The sequence below is a fragment of the Croceitalea sp. MTPC6 genome (assembly GCF_036985525.1).
Taxonomy (GTDB): Bacteria; Bacteroidota; Bacteroidia; order Flavobacteriales; family Flavobacteriaceae; genus Croceitalea.
This window is the reverse complement of record NZ_BTGR01000011.1, coordinates 1-18,102: the sequence shown is the minus strand read 5'-3', so window position 1 is coordinate 18,102 and position 18,102 is coordinate 1. Positions and strand designations below refer to the sequence as shown.

The following is an 18,102-nucleotide window of genomic DNA, read 5'->3' as shown; positions in this document are numbered from 1 at the left end:
AAAGTGGTTTATCGATTTTTGTGAAAAATTAAGCTCGGAATGCCAAAAATCTCATTGAAAGGAAGTAAGATGCCTTCCTCTCCTATTCGGAAACTAGTTCCTTTTGCGGAAGATGCAAAAAAAAGAGGCGTTGAAGTAATTCACCTAAATATTGGCCAACCAGATATTAAGACCCCTAAGATAGCTTTGGATGCAGTTAAGAACAGTAATATTGATGTTTTGGCATATAGTAGAACCGAAGGTTCTGAGGAATACCGAGATAAAATTGCTAAATACTATGCAAAGCATGACCTAACAATACAAGCTGTAGACATTATAGTTACCACTGGGGGCTCAGAAGCACTATCCTTTGCTATGGGAAGTATTTTGGATGAAGGCGATGAGGTTATCATACCAGAGCCCTTCTATGCAAATTACAATGGGTTTGCTACGGCCAATGGGGTTAACGTTGTGCCCATTGTTTCAAAATTGGAAGAAAACTTCGCACTACCACCAATTTCGGAATTTGAAAAATTAATCTCTTCAAAAACAAAGGCAATTTTAATATGTAACCCGGGCAATCCAACGGGTTATTTGTACAATAGAGAGGAAATAGAACAATTGGCAGAATTGGTCAAAAAACACGACCTTTTTCTAATAGCTGATGAGGTATACCGAGAATTTGCCTATGATGGAAAGAAACATCATTCCCTACTAAGTATTAAAGGACTTGAGAACCATGCTATAGTAATTGACTCTGTTTCTAAAAGATACAGCATGTGCGGGGCGCGTATTGGATGTCTGGTCTCAAAAAATAAAGAAGTTATACAAGCTGCATTAAAATTTGCACAAGCAAGACTATCACCACCAACACTTGCCCAAATAGCAAGTGAAGCTGCTTTAGAGACACCGCAAAGCTATTTTGATGATGTTATTGTGGAATATGTGTCAAGGCGGGATTTATTAGTAGCAGAGCTGAAGAAAATAGATGGCGTTAAAGTTGCCCAGCCAAGCGGAGCTTTCTACTGCGTTGTTGAACTCCCTGTGAAAGATTCTGATGATTTTGCACAATGGTTGTTAGAAAAATTCAATGTTGACGGAAAAACTGTTATGGTTGCCCCTGCAGCAGGTTTTTATGCTTCAGTTGGTTTAGGAACCAATCAGATTCGCATAGCATATGTCTTAGAAAAGGAACTCCTAAAAAAGGCTGTCCATATCCTTGCTGAAGGCTTAAAACAATATCACAACTCGTGAATATTCAAGAAAACATTTCTTTAAAAGACTACAATACATTTGGTATTGCAGTAAATGCAAGTTTTTTCGCAGAAATAAACAGTTTACTGCAACTACAGAAAGCCTTGCAATTATCCGCTTATCCTGAAAAATTTGTAATCAGTGGTGGTAGTAATATGCTACTTACCAAGGATATTGAAGCTTTAGTGCTTCACATTAACTTAAAAGGAATAACAGTTTTTGAGGAAGAGGAGGAATCTGTAGTGCTAAAAGTTATGGCTGGAGAGAACTGGCATGAATTAGTGCTTTGGACCTTAGATCATGACTATGGCGGGCTTGAAAACCTATCCTTAATCCCTGGAAATACAGGTACAGCTCCAATTCAGAACATTGGTGCCTATGGAGTAGAGTTAAAAGATGTGTTCGTAAGCTGTGAAGCAATGCATATTAAAACCCAAGAGTTAAAGGAGTTCACTAAAGAGGAATGTAAATTTGGTTATCGCAATTCTATTTTCAAGAATGAAGTAAAAGGAGAATATATCATCACTTCAGTCAAACTTAGATTAACAAAGGACAATCATAAATTACAGACTTTTTACGGTGCTATCGAAGAAGAGTTAAAAAACAATAACATTGTTTATCCTACCATAAAAGATATTTCCAATGCAGTAATTGCTATTCGTAAGAGCAAGCTTCCAGACCCAAAAGAAATTGGCAACAGTGGAAGTTTTTTCAAAAATCCAGTTGTTTCAAAAAAGGCTTTAGAAACATTTAAAAAGAAAAATCCTGACGCTCCTTTTTATGAAGTTGATTCCAAGAACTTTAAAATACCAGCCGGTTGGCTAATAGAACAATGCGGTTTTAAAGGAAAACGATTTGGCGATGCTGGTGTCCATGAAAAACAAGCATTAGTGCTGGTAAATTATGGGGATGCAACTGGAGAGCAAATTTTAGACCTAGCCTATGAGATTAAAAAAGCTGTACTGGATAAATTTAAAATTAGCATAGTCCCTGAAGTAAACATCATAAAATAACCCCCGATTTCTTTGGAGAAAAACAGGGGTTATACCAAACCAAACTAACCAAAAATTTATATACGTTTAAACTATTATCTTTTAAAAATCAAAACACGCTGTAATAATCAATTTCTTACTTTAGCGTTCAATATATATACGGCAAGAATCTTTATTTGGATTTTATAAAAGTTATTTTTTGCCAATATCTTAAGAATGAGCACACTATTAGAAAAGCACATTGTAGAATTGTTACAGGAACGAGATGAAAAAGCCATCTCATTACTTTATGACAATTATGGAGATACACTATATGGAGTGGCTTACAAGGTGGTGAAAAATGAAGATTTAGCTCAAGACGTGCTTCAAGAAAGTTTTATAAAAATCTGGAAGAAATCTGACTCTTACGATGTTACCAAGGCAAAACTATTTACTTGGCTGTTCCGAATTACTAGAAATACTGCCATAGATAAATTAAGGAGTGTAAACACAAAAGCAGATAAAGAAATCCAAATTGATGTTTCAGACGTATATAATTTAGGTGAGAGGGGGATTATGCCAGAGTTGATGGATGTCCAAGAAAATCTTGACAAAATTGAACCTAAGTATAAAATAGTCCTTGAAGCCCTATTTTTTGAAGGAATGACCCAGCAAGAAGCTAGTGATGAATTAGATATTCCTTTGGGTACAATTAAGTCCAGATTAAAAATCGGACTTCGTGAATTACGGAAAATTTATGGCACTTCAATGGTGCTAGCAATTGTTTTAAGTGTTTTATAATGAAAGAAAAGATTAAAATATTTTTAGATACAGACCTTTTGGAGAAATATCTTTTGGGGTCCACTTCTACTGAAGAATCCTTACGTGTGGAACGTTATATTGCCATGTATCCAGAAGTCAGGGAAGCATATAACGAACTTCAAGAGAATTTGGAGACTTTTGCTAAAATGCATGCTCTAAAGACACCTGAAGGACTCAAGGAGCAAATCTTATTCAGGATAAAGCAAGAAAAACGTAGTAGGAGTAAATTTTACAGGTTTGCTGTCGCAGCAAGTATCGCAGCTTTGATTTTTGCTGGTGCAAGCTACTTCTTCTATAATCAAAACCAGAATTTACAGGAAGAAAATTCAATGGTTACCAATAAGATTAAAAGTCTTGAGAACGATATGAAGATTCAGCTTGAAGATATCAGGAATCAATACATTGTCCTAAACAACCCCAACACTAGAAGGTATACTGTAAATGGCAACAAAAAGGCTCAGGAATTAAAAGCCGTTGCTTATATAAATCCAGTTAAAAAATTGTCTTATATTAACGTAAGTAGCCTTCCACAGCTGCCCGAAGATAAATGCTTCCAAATGTGGGCAGAAGTAAATGGTGAAATGGTAAACCTTGGCATCATCAAGCAATTTGATGATAAAGAGAAACTATTGGCTTTGCCATATGCTGATAATGCAGTCGGTTATATTACAATTGAACCTCAAGGTGGGAACGAAACCCCAACTGTTCAAAACATAGTTGCCAATATTAACTATTAAACTTACCCAAGATTACACATTCAAAATAGTTCTTCAGGTCTTATTTTGTATTTTTGTACAAAATTTGACACATGAAGTTGATTCTACTGACAATTGGTCTCCTAGGTCTAGCTTTTGCAGGTATAGCGATTAAGATTTGGTCCAAGAAAGATGGTAAGTTCGCAGGTACATGCGCAAGTCAAAATCCATTTTTAAACAAAGATGGAGAAGCCTGTGGGTTTTGCGGTAAACTTCCCGAAGAACAGGATTGCAAGAAAGATGCAATTGCCTGATTGCACTACTGGTTTTAAATAACCTATAAATTACTTTTTTGAATAAAACGGACGAAGTTCTACAAGAAAAAATCAATAAAGCTAAGGCTGGAAACCAAATTGCTTTTAGTTCTTTATTGGATACTTTTTGGAATTATGTCTACCATTTTCAATTGGAACGCACCAAAAACGAAAATGATGCCGAAGATATAACTATTCAAACCTTTTCTAAGGCTTTTGATAAAATCAAAACTTATGACGATTCTTATGAGTTTAAGACTTGGTTAATAGCTATTTCCAAAAACATTCATGTAGACCTTATTCGTAAACGCAAGCGTAATGTTTTAGATGAGTTGGAAAATAGTTCTGCTGATACGGTAAAAAAAGTTTTAGATGAATCTCCTACGGCAGAAGATCAATTGATTACAGAGCAAAATCTAGCAACACTCCTCTCACATATAAAAAAATTAAAACCTCACTACCAAGAGGTCATCAATCTTCGCTATTTTAACGAACTAAGCTATTCAGCCATTGCAAAAGAGCTTAATGAACCCTTAAATAATGTGAAAGTGAAACTACTAAGAGCTAAAAAATTACTTGCTGAGATTATAAAAGACAAATAGTCTTCACAAAAATTAGTTGACCCCCAATTTGTATATTTGCTGTAAAGAATATTGTTATGAGTGTTGAAGTAGCTGAACATGTTATTCCTCCCAAAGGAAAACCGAAATGGTTAAGGGTAAAGTTGCCTACTGGTAAGAAATATACCCAACTCCGGGGTTTAGTGGAAAAATATGATTTGCATACCATTTGTACTTCCGGAAGTTGCCCCAATATGGGCGAATGTTGGGGAGAAGGTACTGCTACTTTCATGATTTTAGGTAATATATGCACCCGTTCATGTGGGTTTTGCGGTGTTAAAACAGGTAGGCCAGAAAGTGTAGACTGGGCAGAACCAGAAAAAGTTGCTCGCTCCATTAAAATAATGGGTATTACACATGCGGTTGTTACTTCAGTAGATCGGGATGACCTAAAAGACATGGGGTCCATCATTTGGGCAGAAACCGTAAAGGCTATTCGAAGAATGAATCCCGAGACCACTTTAGAAACTCTAATCCCAGATTTCCAAGGCATAGAAAAACATTTAGATAGAATCTTAAAGGTTGCTCCAGAAGTTATTTCACACAATATGGAAACTGTAAAACGCCTGACAAGGGAAGTTAGGATTCAAGCAAAATACGATAGAAGCCTAGAAGTCCTAAAATACTTGAAGAAAAATGGTGCAAACCGCACAAAATCCGGGATTATGCTTGGTTTAGGTGAGCTAGAAGAGGAAGTTATCCAAACGATGGAAGATTTAAGGGCCGTGGACGTAGATGTAGTAACTATTGGCCAATACTTACAACCTTCAAAAAAGCATCTGCCAGTTAAACAATTCATATTACCGGAACAATTCAAAAAATTTGAGGAAATTGGCCTAGAAATGGGTTTTAGACATGTAGAAAGTGGTGCTTTAGTCCGTTCCTCATATAAGGCCCACAAACATATCCATTAATTTACCTTCAACAACCATTCTTTTTAAGATTAGGATCAAATGAAAAAAGTAACCATTGGTATTAATGGTTTTGGCAGAATAGGTAGGACTTTATTTAGACTACTTGCAGGTAATGATGCAATTTCTGTGGTGGCAATCAATGATTTAGCAAATGCCGAAACACTTTCTCATTTGGTGAAATATGATAGTATTCATGGTAGATTTCAACAACATGTTAGTTACAAAGGCAATAATCTAGCATTTAAAGAGGAAGAAATACCCGTTTTAAATCATCTACATCCAAAAGAAATCAACTGGGATGAGCACAAAGTTGATATTGTAATTGAAGCAACTGGAAAATTTAAGAGCAAGAAGGACCTAGAATTCCATCTTAAAAATGGGGCAAAAAAAGTTATTTTATCTGTGCCTCCCACTGACGATTCCATAAAAATGGTGGTACTAGGGGTTAATGAAGAAATTTTAAACCAATCAGACCACATAATTTCAAATGCCTCCTGCACCACCAACAATGCTGCACCAATGATTAAAGTGGTCAAAGAACTTTGCGGTATAGAACAAGGGTATATAACAACTATACATTCCTATACTTCTGACCAAAGCCTTCATGACAGGCCCCATAGGGATTTAAGAAGGGCTAGAGCGGCATCTCAGTCAATAATCCCCACTACAACCGGAGCAGCAAAGGCTTTAACTAAGATTTTTCCAGACTTGGCGAACGTAATAGGTGGTTGTGGCATTCGAGTTCCTGTTCCAAATGGCTCGCTCACGGACATTACTTTCAATGTTAAAAAAGCCACCACAATTGCCGAAATAAATAGTACTTTTAAGAGCCAATCAGAAAAAGACTTAAAAAACGTACTTTTTTATACGAAAGATCCTATAGTTTCAGTAGATATAAACAATAGTTATTATTCTTGTACGTTTGATTCTCAAATGACTTCTGTCATTGGAAAAATGGTAAAAATAATAGGATGGTATGATAACGAGACCGGTTACTGTTCCAGACTCATAGATTTAATGACCCTACTTATTAAGAAAAACTACGTTTGACACATAAAAGTTCATATAAAGTAGTACCAAGCCTCATATTGGTCTTAGTTTTTATATTTCAACCCTTTGATATAAAAGCTCAGGACAGTACATTGTCCAAACAAACCATTTCATCATATTATAAAGAGGCCCTTCTTTTAAAACACCAGAATAAAATTGCATCTGCCATAGAAGTTCTTAATAAAGCTACAGTGCTTGCAGAACAAAACGAGAATCCGCAATCTTTGATTGATATTTATCAAAAAATTGCTCTATTGCATATAGAGCTGGACGACCATGATACCGCGTCGTTTTACAGAGAAAGAGCAGGGGCAATTTTAAAAAGTACGGAATACCGTTTTGGCGATGCAATGCAAAAATTTATAGATGCGACCATTTTGTATCGTGAGAAAAATAATTTTCAGGCAAGAAAAATGCTTGATGAAGCAAAATTATTGAGCAATGACAAAAACCTTATCAATAATATTGAGCTGGCCGAAGCAAATATTTTCTTGAACATTGAAAAATTTGATGAGGCGGAAAAAAAACTGAATGCACTACTGGTAAACTCGGACATTAAGGAAAGAACTTATCTAGCTGCCAAAGCAAATCTTGGTTTAGCAGAACTCAATCTAACTCAAGGTGAACTTGAAAAAAGCACCAAACACGGTGAAGCTGCTCTCGAAATAGCAACAAAGAATAATTTTTATAAGGAAATATTAGTTGCCAATCAATTTCTTGCCAAAGTTTATGAAGATTTGGATGATTATGAAAAGTCTGTAAAATTCAACAAAAACTTACTCAATATCCAGGATTCTCTTTTTAATATCGAAAAAGTGAAACTTGAAATGAAAACTGCAGATAAGCTTACCAGTAAATTTCAAATTGATGAAATTCAGCGTCTTAGTGAAGAAAATGAAGCATTGAGCGAGTCTAAAAACAGATCTGAAATAACGGCAATCTTAGCATCTGCATTTTTAACAATAATTTCCCTTTTGGCAGTTTCCTTATATAGAAATAATCAAATCAAGTTAAAAACAAACGATTTACTGCAAACAAAAAACAGCGAACTGGAGACGGCTAGGGATTCTGCGGTATTGGCCATGAAGGCAAAAACTAATTTTTTATCCACAGTTACACATGAATTAAGAACCCCACTATATGCAGTTACTGGGCTCACGCATTTGCTATTGGACGAAAACCCAGCTGAACATCAAAAAGAACATTTAAAGTCCTTAAAATTTTCCGGTGAATATTTATTGAATTTTATTAATGATATCCTCCAAATCAATAAAATAGACGCCGATAAACTCGAAGCTCTAAATATCGAGTTTAAGTTAAAAAATGTATTGACCGATGTTATTGACTCGCTTCAGCAAAAAGCCAATGAGAACAATACAAAAATTGTATTGGACTATGACAATAGCATTCCTATACATTTAATGGGGGATCCCGTAAAACTCTCCCAAATAATAATGAACTTAGTTGGTAACGCATTAAAATTTACCGAAGAAGGACAGGTGGATGTCATTACAAAGCTCAAGCACAAAGATGAAGATGAGGTAAAAATTTATTTTGAAATACGTGATACAGGTATTGGAATTTCTGAAGAGCAACAGAAAAATATATTTGACAGCTTTGAGCAAGGCTCTGTCCAGATTAATCGTGAATATGGAGGCACTGGACTTGGCTTAACTATTGTTAAAAGTCTTTTAGGCCTATTTAACAGCAAAATCCAGCTGAAAAGTGAGATTGATGTTGGGAGTTCTTTTTACTTTGATTTAGACCTTAATTATCAGAACAGTGTAGTTTCAGATATTTCTTTTGAAATAAGCCCTGAGGATTTTGATTTTGAAGGTTTACACATACTAATCGTAGAGGACAATAAAATAAATCAAGTGATAACCAAGAAAATGCTCGATAAAAAGGGCATTACCTGCGATATAGCCAATAACGGTAATGAGGCCATTGATGCTGCCAAGAACAAAAGATATGATGCTATTTTAATGGATATTCATATGCCTGGCATTAGTGGAGAAGAGGCTACTATCCAAATACGAATGTTCAATAAGGAAATTCCAATTATAGCGCTAACAGCTATCTCAATGGATGACAGTCTAGATAGTTTTTACGCAGCTGGCTGTAATGATGTTGTCACCAAACCGTTTAAACCTGAAGTGTTTTATCAAAAAATAGGGGAAAATATCTTTAAGAAGAAGAAGGTACAGGAAAATCAGGCATAAGGCTTCTGATTGATTCCTTAATTATTGATTTACCATCGTCTTGAAATTCATGCTTCATTTCTAAATAAAAAAGGTTTTCGCATCTTCCATTTAGCTTAGTAAAATCTTTCTCTGTAGTAATTACCAATTCATTTTTTGAAAAACTTGCAATATCATCTTCATTAAAAAAATGATGGTCCTTATAGCTAAAATGCTCAAAGGAATCAGAAATAGATTTCAGATATAAAACCAAAGGTTCTGGATTGGCTATTCCGGTGACCAATGAAAAATATTTCCCTTTAATATGGGATAAAGGTATTTTATCGTTTTCCCCAACTAAAAAATCACTGTAGACCAGTTTGCCAAAAATTACTTTCTGATGTTCTTTTGGTTTTATTTGGATTATAACTTTTTGTTGCTGTTTTTTTGTAATGTTTTCCGGACATTTGGTAATTGCAATAATATCTGCCCTTTTAGATTCCATTTTACTGTCCCTCAAGTCTCCTGTTGGCAAATACCAACCATTTACATACAAGTTATCATAAGTAGTTAAAAGTATGGAAAAACTAGGTTTGACTTTTCTATGTTGAAATGCATCATCCAATAAAATTAAGTCTGGCTTTACTAGATTTTCCAAATTTGAGATTCCATGTCCTCTGTTCTCATCAACAGCAAGAAAAATACCCTTAAACTTTGAATAAATCTGAAAAGGTTCATCACCCAACTCTTTAACCGTAGAATTTTTATCAGCCAAAAGAAATCCTTTGGTTTTTCTACGATAGCCCCTACTCAATACGGCAATTTTATAGTCGTCCTGAAATAAACGCAAGATAAATTCAATCATAGGGGTTTTGCCAGTTCCTCCAACGCTCAAATTTCCAATACATATTGTTGGCGTTTTAAAAGAAGTAGATTTAAAAACCCCTAAATCGTACAGTAGATTACGAAGGTATACCACCAAAGCATATACTAATGAAATAGGAAAGGCCATTAAACGTAGAAGCTGCATGTAGGCGAATTTATAATATTTTATCTTTAGCAACATAAATCTTTTACAATGACAGTAAATGCTATTTCCCAAATACTAGAAGAACTATCTCCTTTGCATTATGCCGAAGATTTTGATAATGTTGGTCTGCTAGTAGGCGACCCCAATCAAAAAGTGACTGGCATCTTAGTTACCTTGGATACACTGGAAAATGTAGTAGAGGAAGCAATTACCAAAAAATGTAACCTAATAGTTAGTTTTCACCCTATTCTATTTAAGGGATTAAAAAAAATTACAGGAAAAACGTATGTGGAACGCGTGGTAATGAAAGCAATTGCCAGCAATATTGCTATTTACAGCATGCATACCGCTCTGGACAACTCAAACTTAGGGGTAAATGCAAAAATTTGTTCAACACTAGGAATAGAAAAACCTAAAGTATTGATTCCTAAGAAAGGAACCTTAAAAAAGTTGACCACTTATGTGCCAAAAAATAGCGCAAAAAATCTAAAAAATATGCTTTTTAGTGCCGGAGCAGGTAATATTGGTAATTATAGTAACTGTAGTTTTGGTGTTGAGGGTATTGGCACGTTTAAAGCCGGTGAAAATGCAAATCCGACATTGGGAGAAGTAGGGAAAACCCACTTGGAAGAAGAAATTCAATTGAACATTACTTTTCTATCAAAAAACGAATCAAACATTTTAGAATCCTTACATAAAAACCACCCATATGAAGAAGTAGCTTATGAAATAACTTCTTTGGATAATACTAACCAACACATAGGCATGGGTATGATTGGTCATCTAAAACAGGAGATGAGCGAAAAAGATTTTTTTACACACTTAAAAAATGTAATGAAGGCCAAAGGAATAAGACATTCTGCTTTTCTTGGAAAAAAAGTAAACAAAGTAGCAGTTTTAGGTGGTAGCGGGGCGTTTGCAATTTCTGCAGCAAAAAATGCAGGAGCTGATGTTTTTATAACTGCTGACATAAAATATCATCAATATTTTGAGGCAGAAAACAAGTTGGTTATAGCTGATATTGGGCACTTTGAAACAGAGCAGTTTACAAAAAACTTATTGGTAGACTTTCTTACAAAAAAAATTCCTAATTTTGCGGTCACTTTATCGGAAAGTATAACTAATCCCATCAAGTATTTTTAACATATGGCGAAAAAAAAAGAAACAACTGTAGAAGACAAATTACGTGCCTTATACGATTTGCAGTTAATAGACTCTAGAGTTGATGAAATAAGGAATGTTCGTGGCGAATTACCTTTAGAGGTTGAAGATTTAGAAGATGACGTTCTTGGTCTTAAAACAAGAATGGACAAGTTAAAAACCGATGTTGAGACCATAAATTTTGAGATAGCCGCAAAGAAGAACCTTATTGAAGAATCCAAGGTACTGATCAAAAAATATGCCGAACAACAGAAAAACGTTCGCAACAGTCGTGAGTTCAACTCATTGAGTAAAGAAGTTGAGTTTCAAGAATTGGAAATCCAATTAGCTGAAAAAAACATCAAGGAATTTAAAGCTCAAATAGAACAAAAGAAAGAAGTAATCTCCGAAACAAAGGAAAAGCTAAGTGAAAGAGAGGCCCACCTTAAGCATAAAAAAGGCGAGCTGGACGCTATTCTTGCCGAGACAGAAAAAGAGGAGTCTGCTCTACTCAAAAAATCTGAGGAGTTTGAAGAAAAAATAGAAGAACGTTTGATAAAGGCCTACAAGCGAATTCGCCACAATGTAAAAAACGGTTTAGCTGTTGTACCTATTGAGCGAGGTGCTTCTGGAGGTTCATTTTTTACCATTCCGCCGCAGGTTCAAGTAGAAATAGCCTCTCGAAAAAAGATAATTACAGATGAGCACAGCGGTCGCATTTTAGTAGATTCGACACTGGCAGATGAAGAGCAAGAAAAAATGCACAAACTTTTCGACAAGATTTAATTAGTCTTCAATTCTAATTGATAAAACCGCCCTTTTCGGGGTGGTTTTTTGTTTTTAGGATATAAATTAACCTCACTCTCTTTTTTTTGAAATATTATTGTTTAGTTTTTTTGTATTTTTATTAAACAAAATGAATAAAAAGCAAAATCTACCCATAAAAGTTTGCTTAATCTGCAATAGACCATTTAGCTGGAGGAAAAAATGGGCCAAAGACTGGGACAGTGTAAAATATTGTAGTCAAAAATGCAGGCAAAATAAAAAGAGAAATTGAATACACTAATTTGGTTTAGGAACAATCTTAGGATTACTGATAATATTTCGCTTCAAAAAGCATGTGAGGCAGAAAACACTATTGCTGCTTATTTTTTTGACCCTAGACAATTCCAAAAAGATGATTTTGGTTTTAAAAAAACTGAAAAGTTTAGAGCCAAATTCTTAATTGAATCTGTTACCAATCTTAAAGACAACCTAAAAAAAATTAATATCCCACTTTATATATTTTATGCTAAGCCAGAAGATTTAATAAAAAAGCTAATTGATGAACATAAAATAAAAACGATTCATCTACAGGCTGAATGGACAAGAGATGAGAATAATGTACTTAATGCAGTTAAAAACTCATTATCAAAAAATATAAGGTTTATAGAAAGTTGTGACCAATTCTTATTTGATCCAAAAGAAATACCATATAACAGCTTCTATAACATTCCAGAGGTTTTTACGAATTTTAGAAAACTTTGCGAGAAACATGTAGCTATACGCAAACCTGTTACCGCAATAGAATCTAAGCCTTATGAAAACTATTTTGAGACCAATAGCCGAATACCCACATTGGTACAACTAGGGTTTAAGGATTTTGAGCCAGATCATAGAAGTGCCTTCCCATTTAAAGGCGGAGAGGAAGCTGCATTGAAGAGGCTAAATGATTATATATGGAACAAAAGAAGAATAGTATCATATAAAAAAACCAGAAATGGTTTAATAGGAACTGATTATAGTTCAAAACTATCGGCTTGGCTAGCTAATGGCTGTATTTCTCCAATCACAATTTATTGGACCATAAAAGAGTTTGAAAAAGAGATCGTTAAAAATGAAGATACTTATTGGTTAATTTTTGAACTCATATGGAGAGATTATTTTAAATACGTGAGTTTAAAACATAAACATAAAATCTTTGATTTAGGAGGAATGGCCAATAAAGATTACAAATGGAACAATTGTGCTGAAAGTTTAGACGATTGGATCAATGGAAAAACCACAGAACCATTTGTAAATGCAAATATGATAGAATTGGCAAATACAGGTTGGATGAGTAATAGAGGTCGACAAAATGTTGCCAGTTACTGGTCCAAAGGACTAAAACAGGATTGGAGAATAGGAGCTGCATATTTTGAAAGCATGTTGATAGACTACGATGTACATAGCAACTGGGGAAATTGGATGTACAACAGTGGTGTGGGCAATGACCCTAGAGATAGAAAATTTAATATTAAGAGGCAAGCCGATATGTATGACCCTAAGGGTAAATTCCAAAGGCTATGGCTACAAGAACAGTTATTTTAAAATGAAGACTCTACGCTTGATCTTGGGAGATCAATTAAACTATAAACACAGTTGGTTTAGCAAGAAAGATTATGACGTTGTCTACGTTATGGCTGAAATGCGTCAAGAAACAGATTATGTTAAACATCATATACAAAAGATTGTAGGCTTCTTTCTTTCAATGAGGAATTTTTCACAGTATTTAGAAAAAGAAGGACATAAAATAATATACTTAAAAATTAATGATGCCAATAATCCTCAAAACCTTGAAAAGATAATTCATGATTGTATAGAAAAAACTAATGCCGAGCATTTTCAATATCAACTTCCAGATGAATACCGTTTAGATGAACAATTAAAGAATATCTGTGAAAATCTCGATATAAAATCAAGTGTCGTTGATACCGACCATTTTTACACACATCGTGAGGAACTAGCAAGCTTCTTTAAAGGAAAAAAGCAGCTTATAATGGAGAACTTTTATCGCATGATGCGAAAAAAGCATGATATAATGGTAGTTGGTGGTCAACCCGAAGGTGGAAAATGGAATTATGACCAAAGTAACCGTAAAAAATGGAGTGGAAGGCCAGAGGTTCCTTCTAAACTAAACTGGAATCAAAATGTATCAGGAATAGTATCTGAAATAGAAAAAGTAGATATTTCTACTTTTGGAAGTATAGACACAGAAAAATTTAATTGGCCAACTTCTAGAGAACAGTCTGAAGAGCTTTTAAATCATTTTTGCCGAAATTTACTAATCCACTTTGGCGATTTTCAAGACGCTTTGCATACAGAAGAAAAATTTCTATTTCACTCACGCCTTTCATTTGCGATGAACACTAAAATGTTATCACCAAAAGAAGTGATAAATAGTGTCTTAAAGCACTACTATGAAAATTCTTCGCAAATCAATATTTCCCAAGTAGAAGGTTTTATTAGACAAATCCTAGGCTGGCGAGAATATATGAGGGGTATTTATTGGAAAGAAATGCCTAATTACAAAGAACTCAATCATCTTAACAACACAAATCCCCTACCCGATTTCTTCTGGACTGGAAATACAAAAATGAATTGTCTTAAACACTCGATTGGCCAAAGTCTAACCGAGTCATATGCGCATCACATCCAACGTCTGATGATAATTGGTAACTATGCCCTTTTAACACAGTTAAATCCAGATGAAGTAGATAGGTGGTATTTAGGCGTCTACATCGATGCTATAGAATGGGTAGAGATTACAAATACTCGTGGTATGAGTCAATTTGCAGATGGCGGTATTGTTGCTACCAAACCTTATGTTAGTAGTGCTAACTATATTAATAAGATGGGTAATTACTGTCAAGGTTGCCATTACAGTCATACCAAAAAAACTGGAGAGAATTCATGTCCATTCAACTCCTTATACTGGAATTTTCTTGATGAAAAGAAAGATTATTTTAAAAATAATCAGCGGATGGCAATGATGCTAAATCTATTAAATAAGAAAGATAAGGTTGAACTTCAACAACTTAAAAGCAGAGCTAATGATATTATTTCTAATCCTGATAAATTTTAACTTTTATTAACGAGAGGATTAAATCTAAACAACGACCAAATCACGTATATAATTTAAACTATTCCGCGAGAGCGCCTATATATAAAAAGTCCTTCACAATAAACTGTGAAGGACTTTTAATTTGTAATTAGTATCTATCTAGGCTATTTTAAAACCTTATCAACTATACCATATTTAAGGGATTCCTCAGCACCCATCCAATAATCTCTATCAAAATCCTTCATGACCTTATCAAAATCTTGCCCGCAGTTATCTGCTAATATTTTAGCACCTAGCTCTTTTGTTTTGATAATTTCTTTAGCCTGAATTTCAATATTTGATGCTTGACCTTGCGCCCCACCACTTGGCTGATGTATCATTACCCTAGCATGTGGTTGGATAAACCTACGTCCTTTTTCACCTACAGATAATAAAATAGAACCCATAGAAGCCGCTAAACCAGAACATACAGTAGATACAGGACTTTTTATCTGCTTAATAGTATCATAAATTGCAAAACCAGATGTCACATAACCTCCTGGACTATTGATGATTAGTTGTATCTCTTTATTGTTTTGTAAATCAAGATATAGTAGTCTATCAATAACGTGTTTTGCAGAACCGTCATCCACCATTCCCCATAAAAATACTTTACGTTCTTCCAGTAGTTTTTCCTGTATAGCCTCTTGTACTTTTCCCTTTTTAGAACTCATTTTTTCTTTTTAAGATAAAACACAAAATTAACTAAATATTTCATGAAAACTTACCCGAAAAAAAATAGACTATAATACCTAGAACAATAAAGCGCAATATACTTTCTACAATAAGAAAATTAAAGTTTTTTCGAATACAAAACTCTCTGTTTTACAACATCTTACCAATATCGATACTATAGCACCGTTCATCTAGCGAATTGTTATTAATCGATTTATTAACCACCAACAACGTGAAATTTATCTAGGATTAGCATTTGGGATTACTTTTACCGCGTAATTGAACCCAAGTCAATTCAAAATTGAAATGTAATCTTAACCTATTGACAATCTTTCCTGTGCTATTATCGCTATTAAGAATGTTTTAGGTTTTGAAAATTTAAGGATGAATTTCATAAACATAAACCTATGACCACAACAAAACAAAGTGGCAGTTTTTTTGCTAAAGCAACACTTCTTTTTATCGCTTTAGTTTTTCTATCTAACTTTAAGTTAGCTGCACAAGCAAATTCTGTTAGAACGGGAGTTACCTTTACCTGGGCAGATACACAACCGAGCTTAAGCGATTCCGCAACCTTGGAATCTATAAGTATTGATGGTTCTGTGTATAGCACCTTTGTGGTACCCTCAAGTTACGAACTAACAAGATTAGGACCTGGTGGTCATGACGGAAACGATATACAATTAAACGGATCAGAGATTGTTGGTTCAAGTAATGATCTTAATTGGGATGTTTTAGCACTTGATGCCTACCAATCCCTTAACTTAAACCATTACTTTGAATCCAATAGTAATGGTGACGACTTTTGTGAAGATTATACAGCCGTTGCAACAACGGACACACAGATTCAGACAATTAGTTATAGCCCAGGTATTCCATCAAATCCTGAAGGAGTAATTGCTGTTACAGAACGTGGCGGTAATAACTGTATTTATATAGAAGTAATGGGAATTCCAGTAGGTGGTGGTGCAGAACAACTACTCGGGAAAACTTTTGTAAGAAATGAAGGAAATTTGACTGGGGTGGGGCCACAGCAACCGCCGACAACAAATTCTGATTATTGGAGTAGTGGTAGAAATAATGAGAATGGTCAAATTATTGGTGTTGGTCTTTATAAACTTTCTGACTTAGCCCCTATTGGTTCTACAATTACTTCGATAAAATATTATGCTGCAACCAATGATAATGGTGATGGTAAATTCTTTTTAATGCAAACATATGCTCAGGATGACTATTTTGATCCTGAATTTGAGGAAGTTTTCAATGGAGATGTTGGAGCAAACGACAATGTACCTAATGGCTCATCATATACTTATTTTGCCAATGCACAACCTTTAAATGGTACCGTAGTAGTTAATACAGATGGTACGTTTACATATACACCAAATCCAGGTTTTACTGGTACCGATGTTTTTGAAGTACAGGTGTGCCTACCTGCACCAAACCAAGGCGTTTGTGACACTTCATTAGTTACCCTAAATGTTAAATCTGGGGTCAGTATTGATAATGCTTCTGCAAATGAGGGTGATGATATGACTTTCACAATATCAATCAATGATCCTGTTGATCAGGCAATTGATTTTGATATAAACTATACAAATAACTCAACTATTAATGCTGATTATTCTGGACCATCGACAGTTACTTTACCAGCTAATGCTTCTTCAGTAACTTTTAATGTTGCAGCAATAGATGATGATTGGTTAGAAGAAACACAAACTTTTAATGCCATAATTACTGACGCTTCAAACACAGTAACTGTAATTGATGGTAGTGGTTTAGGAACAATTTTAGATACAGATGAAGCTACAGTTTCAACTAGTAATTATGATGTGGATGAAGATGCTGGAATAATACAGTTGCGTGTTTTCCTTACTCCTTCTTCTGGCAGAGTTGGTGTAGAACAAGCTTTTACTGTTGATTTAACAGTAAATAGTTCTAGTATTTCTTTCCCTGCAACAGATGGTTCGGATTATAATTCAACTACAGCAACAATTTCTTTTCCTGCCAATTCGCCAGCAGGTACTGAATTTTTTATACCTCTTACTATTTTAGATGATAATATAGTAGAAGCCTCTGAACAAGTTATACAAAGACTCTCTAACGTTTCATTTAACCAAGTTGGACTTGCAGGTCCAGGCGGTATGGTCCGTATACATGATAATGATACAGCTATAATTTCTTTAGAGGATAAAACGGTAAATGAAAATGTTGGTGTTACTTCTTATCAATTCGTATTAGATGGAAATGTACAAGATGCTTTTGATATTTCATACAATACGACAGATGGAAGTGCAACTAGTCCAGCTGATTATACCTCTAATTCAGGAAATCTCACATTTTCTGGAACTGATACAGAAATAGAAATTGCTTCATTAGTAATTGTTGATGACAATTTAATAGAGCCTTCAGAAAACTTTATAGTTACAGGTTCTTATTCAGAAATAGCACCTTCAATTACAAATGGACAAGCACCAAATATTGTGTTTTCAAATAATCCCGGCACAGTAACTATTCAGGATAACGATGCCGTGGCAGGTACGGGCATCGCCTTTGA

17 protein-coding genes are annotated in these 18,102 nt (G+C 34.7%); 15 read left to right on the top strand and 2 right to left on the bottom strand.

Annotated features, from left to right (window positions below; all coding sequences use genetic code 11):
• Positions 1–39: 39 nt before the first annotated feature.
• The 9 genes from AACP56_RS16170 (at position 40) to AACP56_RS16130 (ending at position 8,841) form a co-directional block, all read left to right on the top strand.
• Positions 40–1,233 (top strand): pyridoxal phosphate-dependent aminotransferase, encoded by a 1,194-nt coding sequence (locus AACP56_RS16170; RefSeq protein WP_339338386.1) that lies wholly within the window; start codon positions 40–42, stop codon positions 1,231–1,233.
• Positions 1,230–2,246, top strand: a complete 1,017-nt coding sequence (gene murB, locus AACP56_RS16165) for a UDP-N-acetylmuramate dehydrogenase (protein WP_339338384.1) — start codon at positions 1,230–1,232, stop codon at positions 2,244–2,246. Before AACP56_RS16170 ends, murB begins: the two co-directional genes overlap by 4 nt.
• Before the next feature lie 195 nt (positions 2,247–2,441).
• Entirely contained in the window at positions 2,442–3,005 is a 564-nt protein-coding gene (locus AACP56_RS16160; protein ID WP_339338382.1) for an RNA polymerase sigma factor, read from the top strand.
• Positions 3,005–3,763, top strand: a complete 759-nt coding sequence (locus tag AACP56_RS16155) for an anti-sigma factor (RefSeq protein WP_339338380.1) — start codon at positions 3,005–3,007, stop codon at positions 3,761–3,763. Before AACP56_RS16160 ends, AACP56_RS16155 begins: the two co-directional genes overlap by 1 nt.
• Before the next feature lie 71 nt (positions 3,764–3,834).
• Positions 3,835–4,035, top strand: a complete 201-nt coding sequence (locus AACP56_RS16150; protein WP_339338378.1) for a membrane or secreted protein — start codon at positions 3,835–3,837, stop codon at positions 4,033–4,035.
• A gap of 38 nt (positions 4,036–4,073) precedes the next feature.
• Entirely contained in the window at positions 4,074–4,637 is a 564-nt protein-coding gene (locus AACP56_RS16145) for an RNA polymerase sigma factor (protein ID WP_339338375.1), read from the top strand.
• 56 nt (positions 4,638–4,693) lie between these two features.
• On the top strand, positions 4,694–5,569 hold the full coding sequence (gene lipA, locus AACP56_RS16140) for a lipoyl synthase (protein WP_339338373.1): 876 nt from the start codon (positions 4,694–4,696) through the stop codon (positions 5,567–5,569).
• A 39-nt stretch (positions 5,570–5,608) separates the two neighbouring features.
• A complete protein-coding gene (gene gap / locus AACP56_RS16135) occupies positions 5,609–6,619 on the top strand; it encodes a type I glyceraldehyde-3-phosphate dehydrogenase (RefSeq protein ID WP_339338371.1) in 1,011 nt (336 codons plus the stop codon).
• The gene (locus AACP56_RS16130; RefSeq protein WP_339338369.1) at positions 6,616–8,841 is read left to right on the top strand and encodes a hybrid sensor histidine kinase/response regulator; all 2,226 of its coding nucleotides are present in this window, start codon (positions 6,616–6,618) and stop codon (positions 8,839–8,841) included. Before gap ends, AACP56_RS16130 begins: the two co-directional genes overlap by 4 nt.
• Here the strand turns inward: AACP56_RS16130 and lpxK are convergent.
• A complete protein-coding gene (gene lpxK, locus AACP56_RS16125; RefSeq protein ID WP_339338367.1) occupies positions 8,807–9,829 on the bottom strand; it encodes a tetraacyldisaccharide 4'-kinase in 1,023 nt (340 codons plus the stop codon). The genes AACP56_RS16130 and lpxK overlap by 35 nt on opposite strands.
• Before the next feature lie 48 nt (positions 9,830–9,877).
• Between lpxK and AACP56_RS16120 the strand changes: the two genes are divergently transcribed.
• The 5 genes from AACP56_RS16120 (at position 9,878) to AACP56_RS16100 (ending at position 14,852) form a co-directional block, all read left to right on the top strand.
• The gene (locus tag AACP56_RS16120) at positions 9,878–10,972 is read left to right on the top strand and encodes a Nif3-like dinuclear metal center hexameric protein (protein WP_339338365.1); all 1,095 of its coding nucleotides are present in this window, start codon (positions 9,878–9,880) and stop codon (positions 10,970–10,972) included.
• Positions 10,973–10,975: 3 nt separating this feature from the next.
• Entirely contained in the window at positions 10,976–11,755 is a 780-nt protein-coding gene (locus AACP56_RS16115; protein WP_339338363.1) for a zinc ribbon domain-containing protein, read from the top strand.
• Positions 11,756–11,885: 130 nt separating this feature from the next.
• Entirely contained in the window at positions 11,886–12,026 is a 141-nt protein-coding gene (locus AACP56_RS16110; RefSeq protein WP_339338361.1) for a DUF2256 domain-containing protein, read from the top strand.
• Positions 12,023–13,318, top strand: a complete 1,296-nt coding sequence (locus tag AACP56_RS16105) for a DASH family cryptochrome (protein WP_339338359.1) — start codon at positions 12,023–12,025, stop codon at positions 13,316–13,318. Before AACP56_RS16110 ends, AACP56_RS16105 begins: the two co-directional genes overlap by 4 nt.
• 1 nt (position 13,319) lies before the next feature.
• Positions 13,320–14,852, top strand: a complete 1,533-nt coding sequence (locus tag AACP56_RS16100; RefSeq protein WP_339338357.1) for a cryptochrome/photolyase family protein — start codon at positions 13,320–13,322, stop codon at positions 14,850–14,852.
• Positions 14,853–14,995: 143 nt separating this feature from the next.
• On the opposite strand, the gene AACP56_RS16095 is transcribed toward AACP56_RS16100, so the two are convergent.
• Complete coding sequence (locus AACP56_RS16095) at positions 14,996–15,544, bottom strand: ClpP family protease (protein ID WP_339338355.1); 549 nt, start codon at positions 15,542–15,544, stop codon at positions 14,996–14,998.
• Between the two features lie 408 nt (positions 15,545–15,952).
• Between AACP56_RS16095 and AACP56_RS16090 the strand changes: the two genes are divergently transcribed.
• A partial coding sequence (locus AACP56_RS16090; RefSeq protein ID WP_339338353.1) for a Calx-beta domain-containing protein occupies positions 15,953–18,102 on the top strand: 2,150 nt, incomplete at its 3' end.

Bases quoted from the DNA above. Each gene is read 5' to 3' on its own strand.
- AACP56_RS16150 (WP_339338378.1), top strand. From the start codon at position 3,835: ATGAAGTTGATTCTACTGACAATTGGTCTCCTAGGTCTAGCTTTTGCA.
- AACP56_RS16160 (WP_339338382.1), top strand. From the start codon at position 2,442: ATGAGCACACTATTAGAAAAGCACATTGTAGAATTGTTACAGGAACGA.
- AACP56_RS16155 (WP_339338380.1), top strand. From the start codon at position 3,005: ATGAAAGAAAAGATTAAAATATTTTTAGATACAGACCTTTTGGAGAAA.
- AACP56_RS16170 (WP_339338386.1), top strand. From the start codon at position 40: ATGCCAAAAATCTCATTGAAAGGAAGTAAGATGCCTTCCTCTCCTATT.
- lpxK (WP_339338367.1), bottom strand. From the start codon at position 9,829: ATGCAGCTTCTACGTTTAATGGCCTTTCCTATTTCATTAGTATATGCT.
- AACP56_RS16120 (WP_339338365.1), top strand. From the start codon at position 9,878: ATGACAGTAAATGCTATTTCCCAAATACTAGAAGAACTATCTCCTTTG.
- AACP56_RS16115 (WP_339338363.1), top strand. From the start codon at position 10,976: ATGGCGAAAAAAAAAGAAACAACTGTAGAAGACAAATTACGTGCCTTA.
- AACP56_RS16100 (WP_339338357.1), top strand. From the start codon at position 13,320: ATGAAGACTCTACGCTTGATCTTGGGAGATCAATTAAACTATAAACAC.
- AACP56_RS16110 (WP_339338361.1), top strand. From the start codon at position 11,886: ATGAATAAAAAGCAAAATCTACCCATAAAAGTTTGCTTAATCTGCAAT.
- gap (WP_339338371.1), top strand. From the start codon at position 5,609: ATGAAAAAAGTAACCATTGGTATTAATGGTTTTGGCAGAATAGGTAGG.
- lipA (WP_339338373.1), top strand. From the start codon at position 4,694: ATGAGTGTTGAAGTAGCTGAACATGTTATTCCTCCCAAAGGAAAACCG.
- AACP56_RS16095 (WP_339338355.1), bottom strand. From the start codon at position 15,544: ATGAGTTCTAAAAAGGGAAAAGTACAAGAGGCTATACAGGAAAAACTA.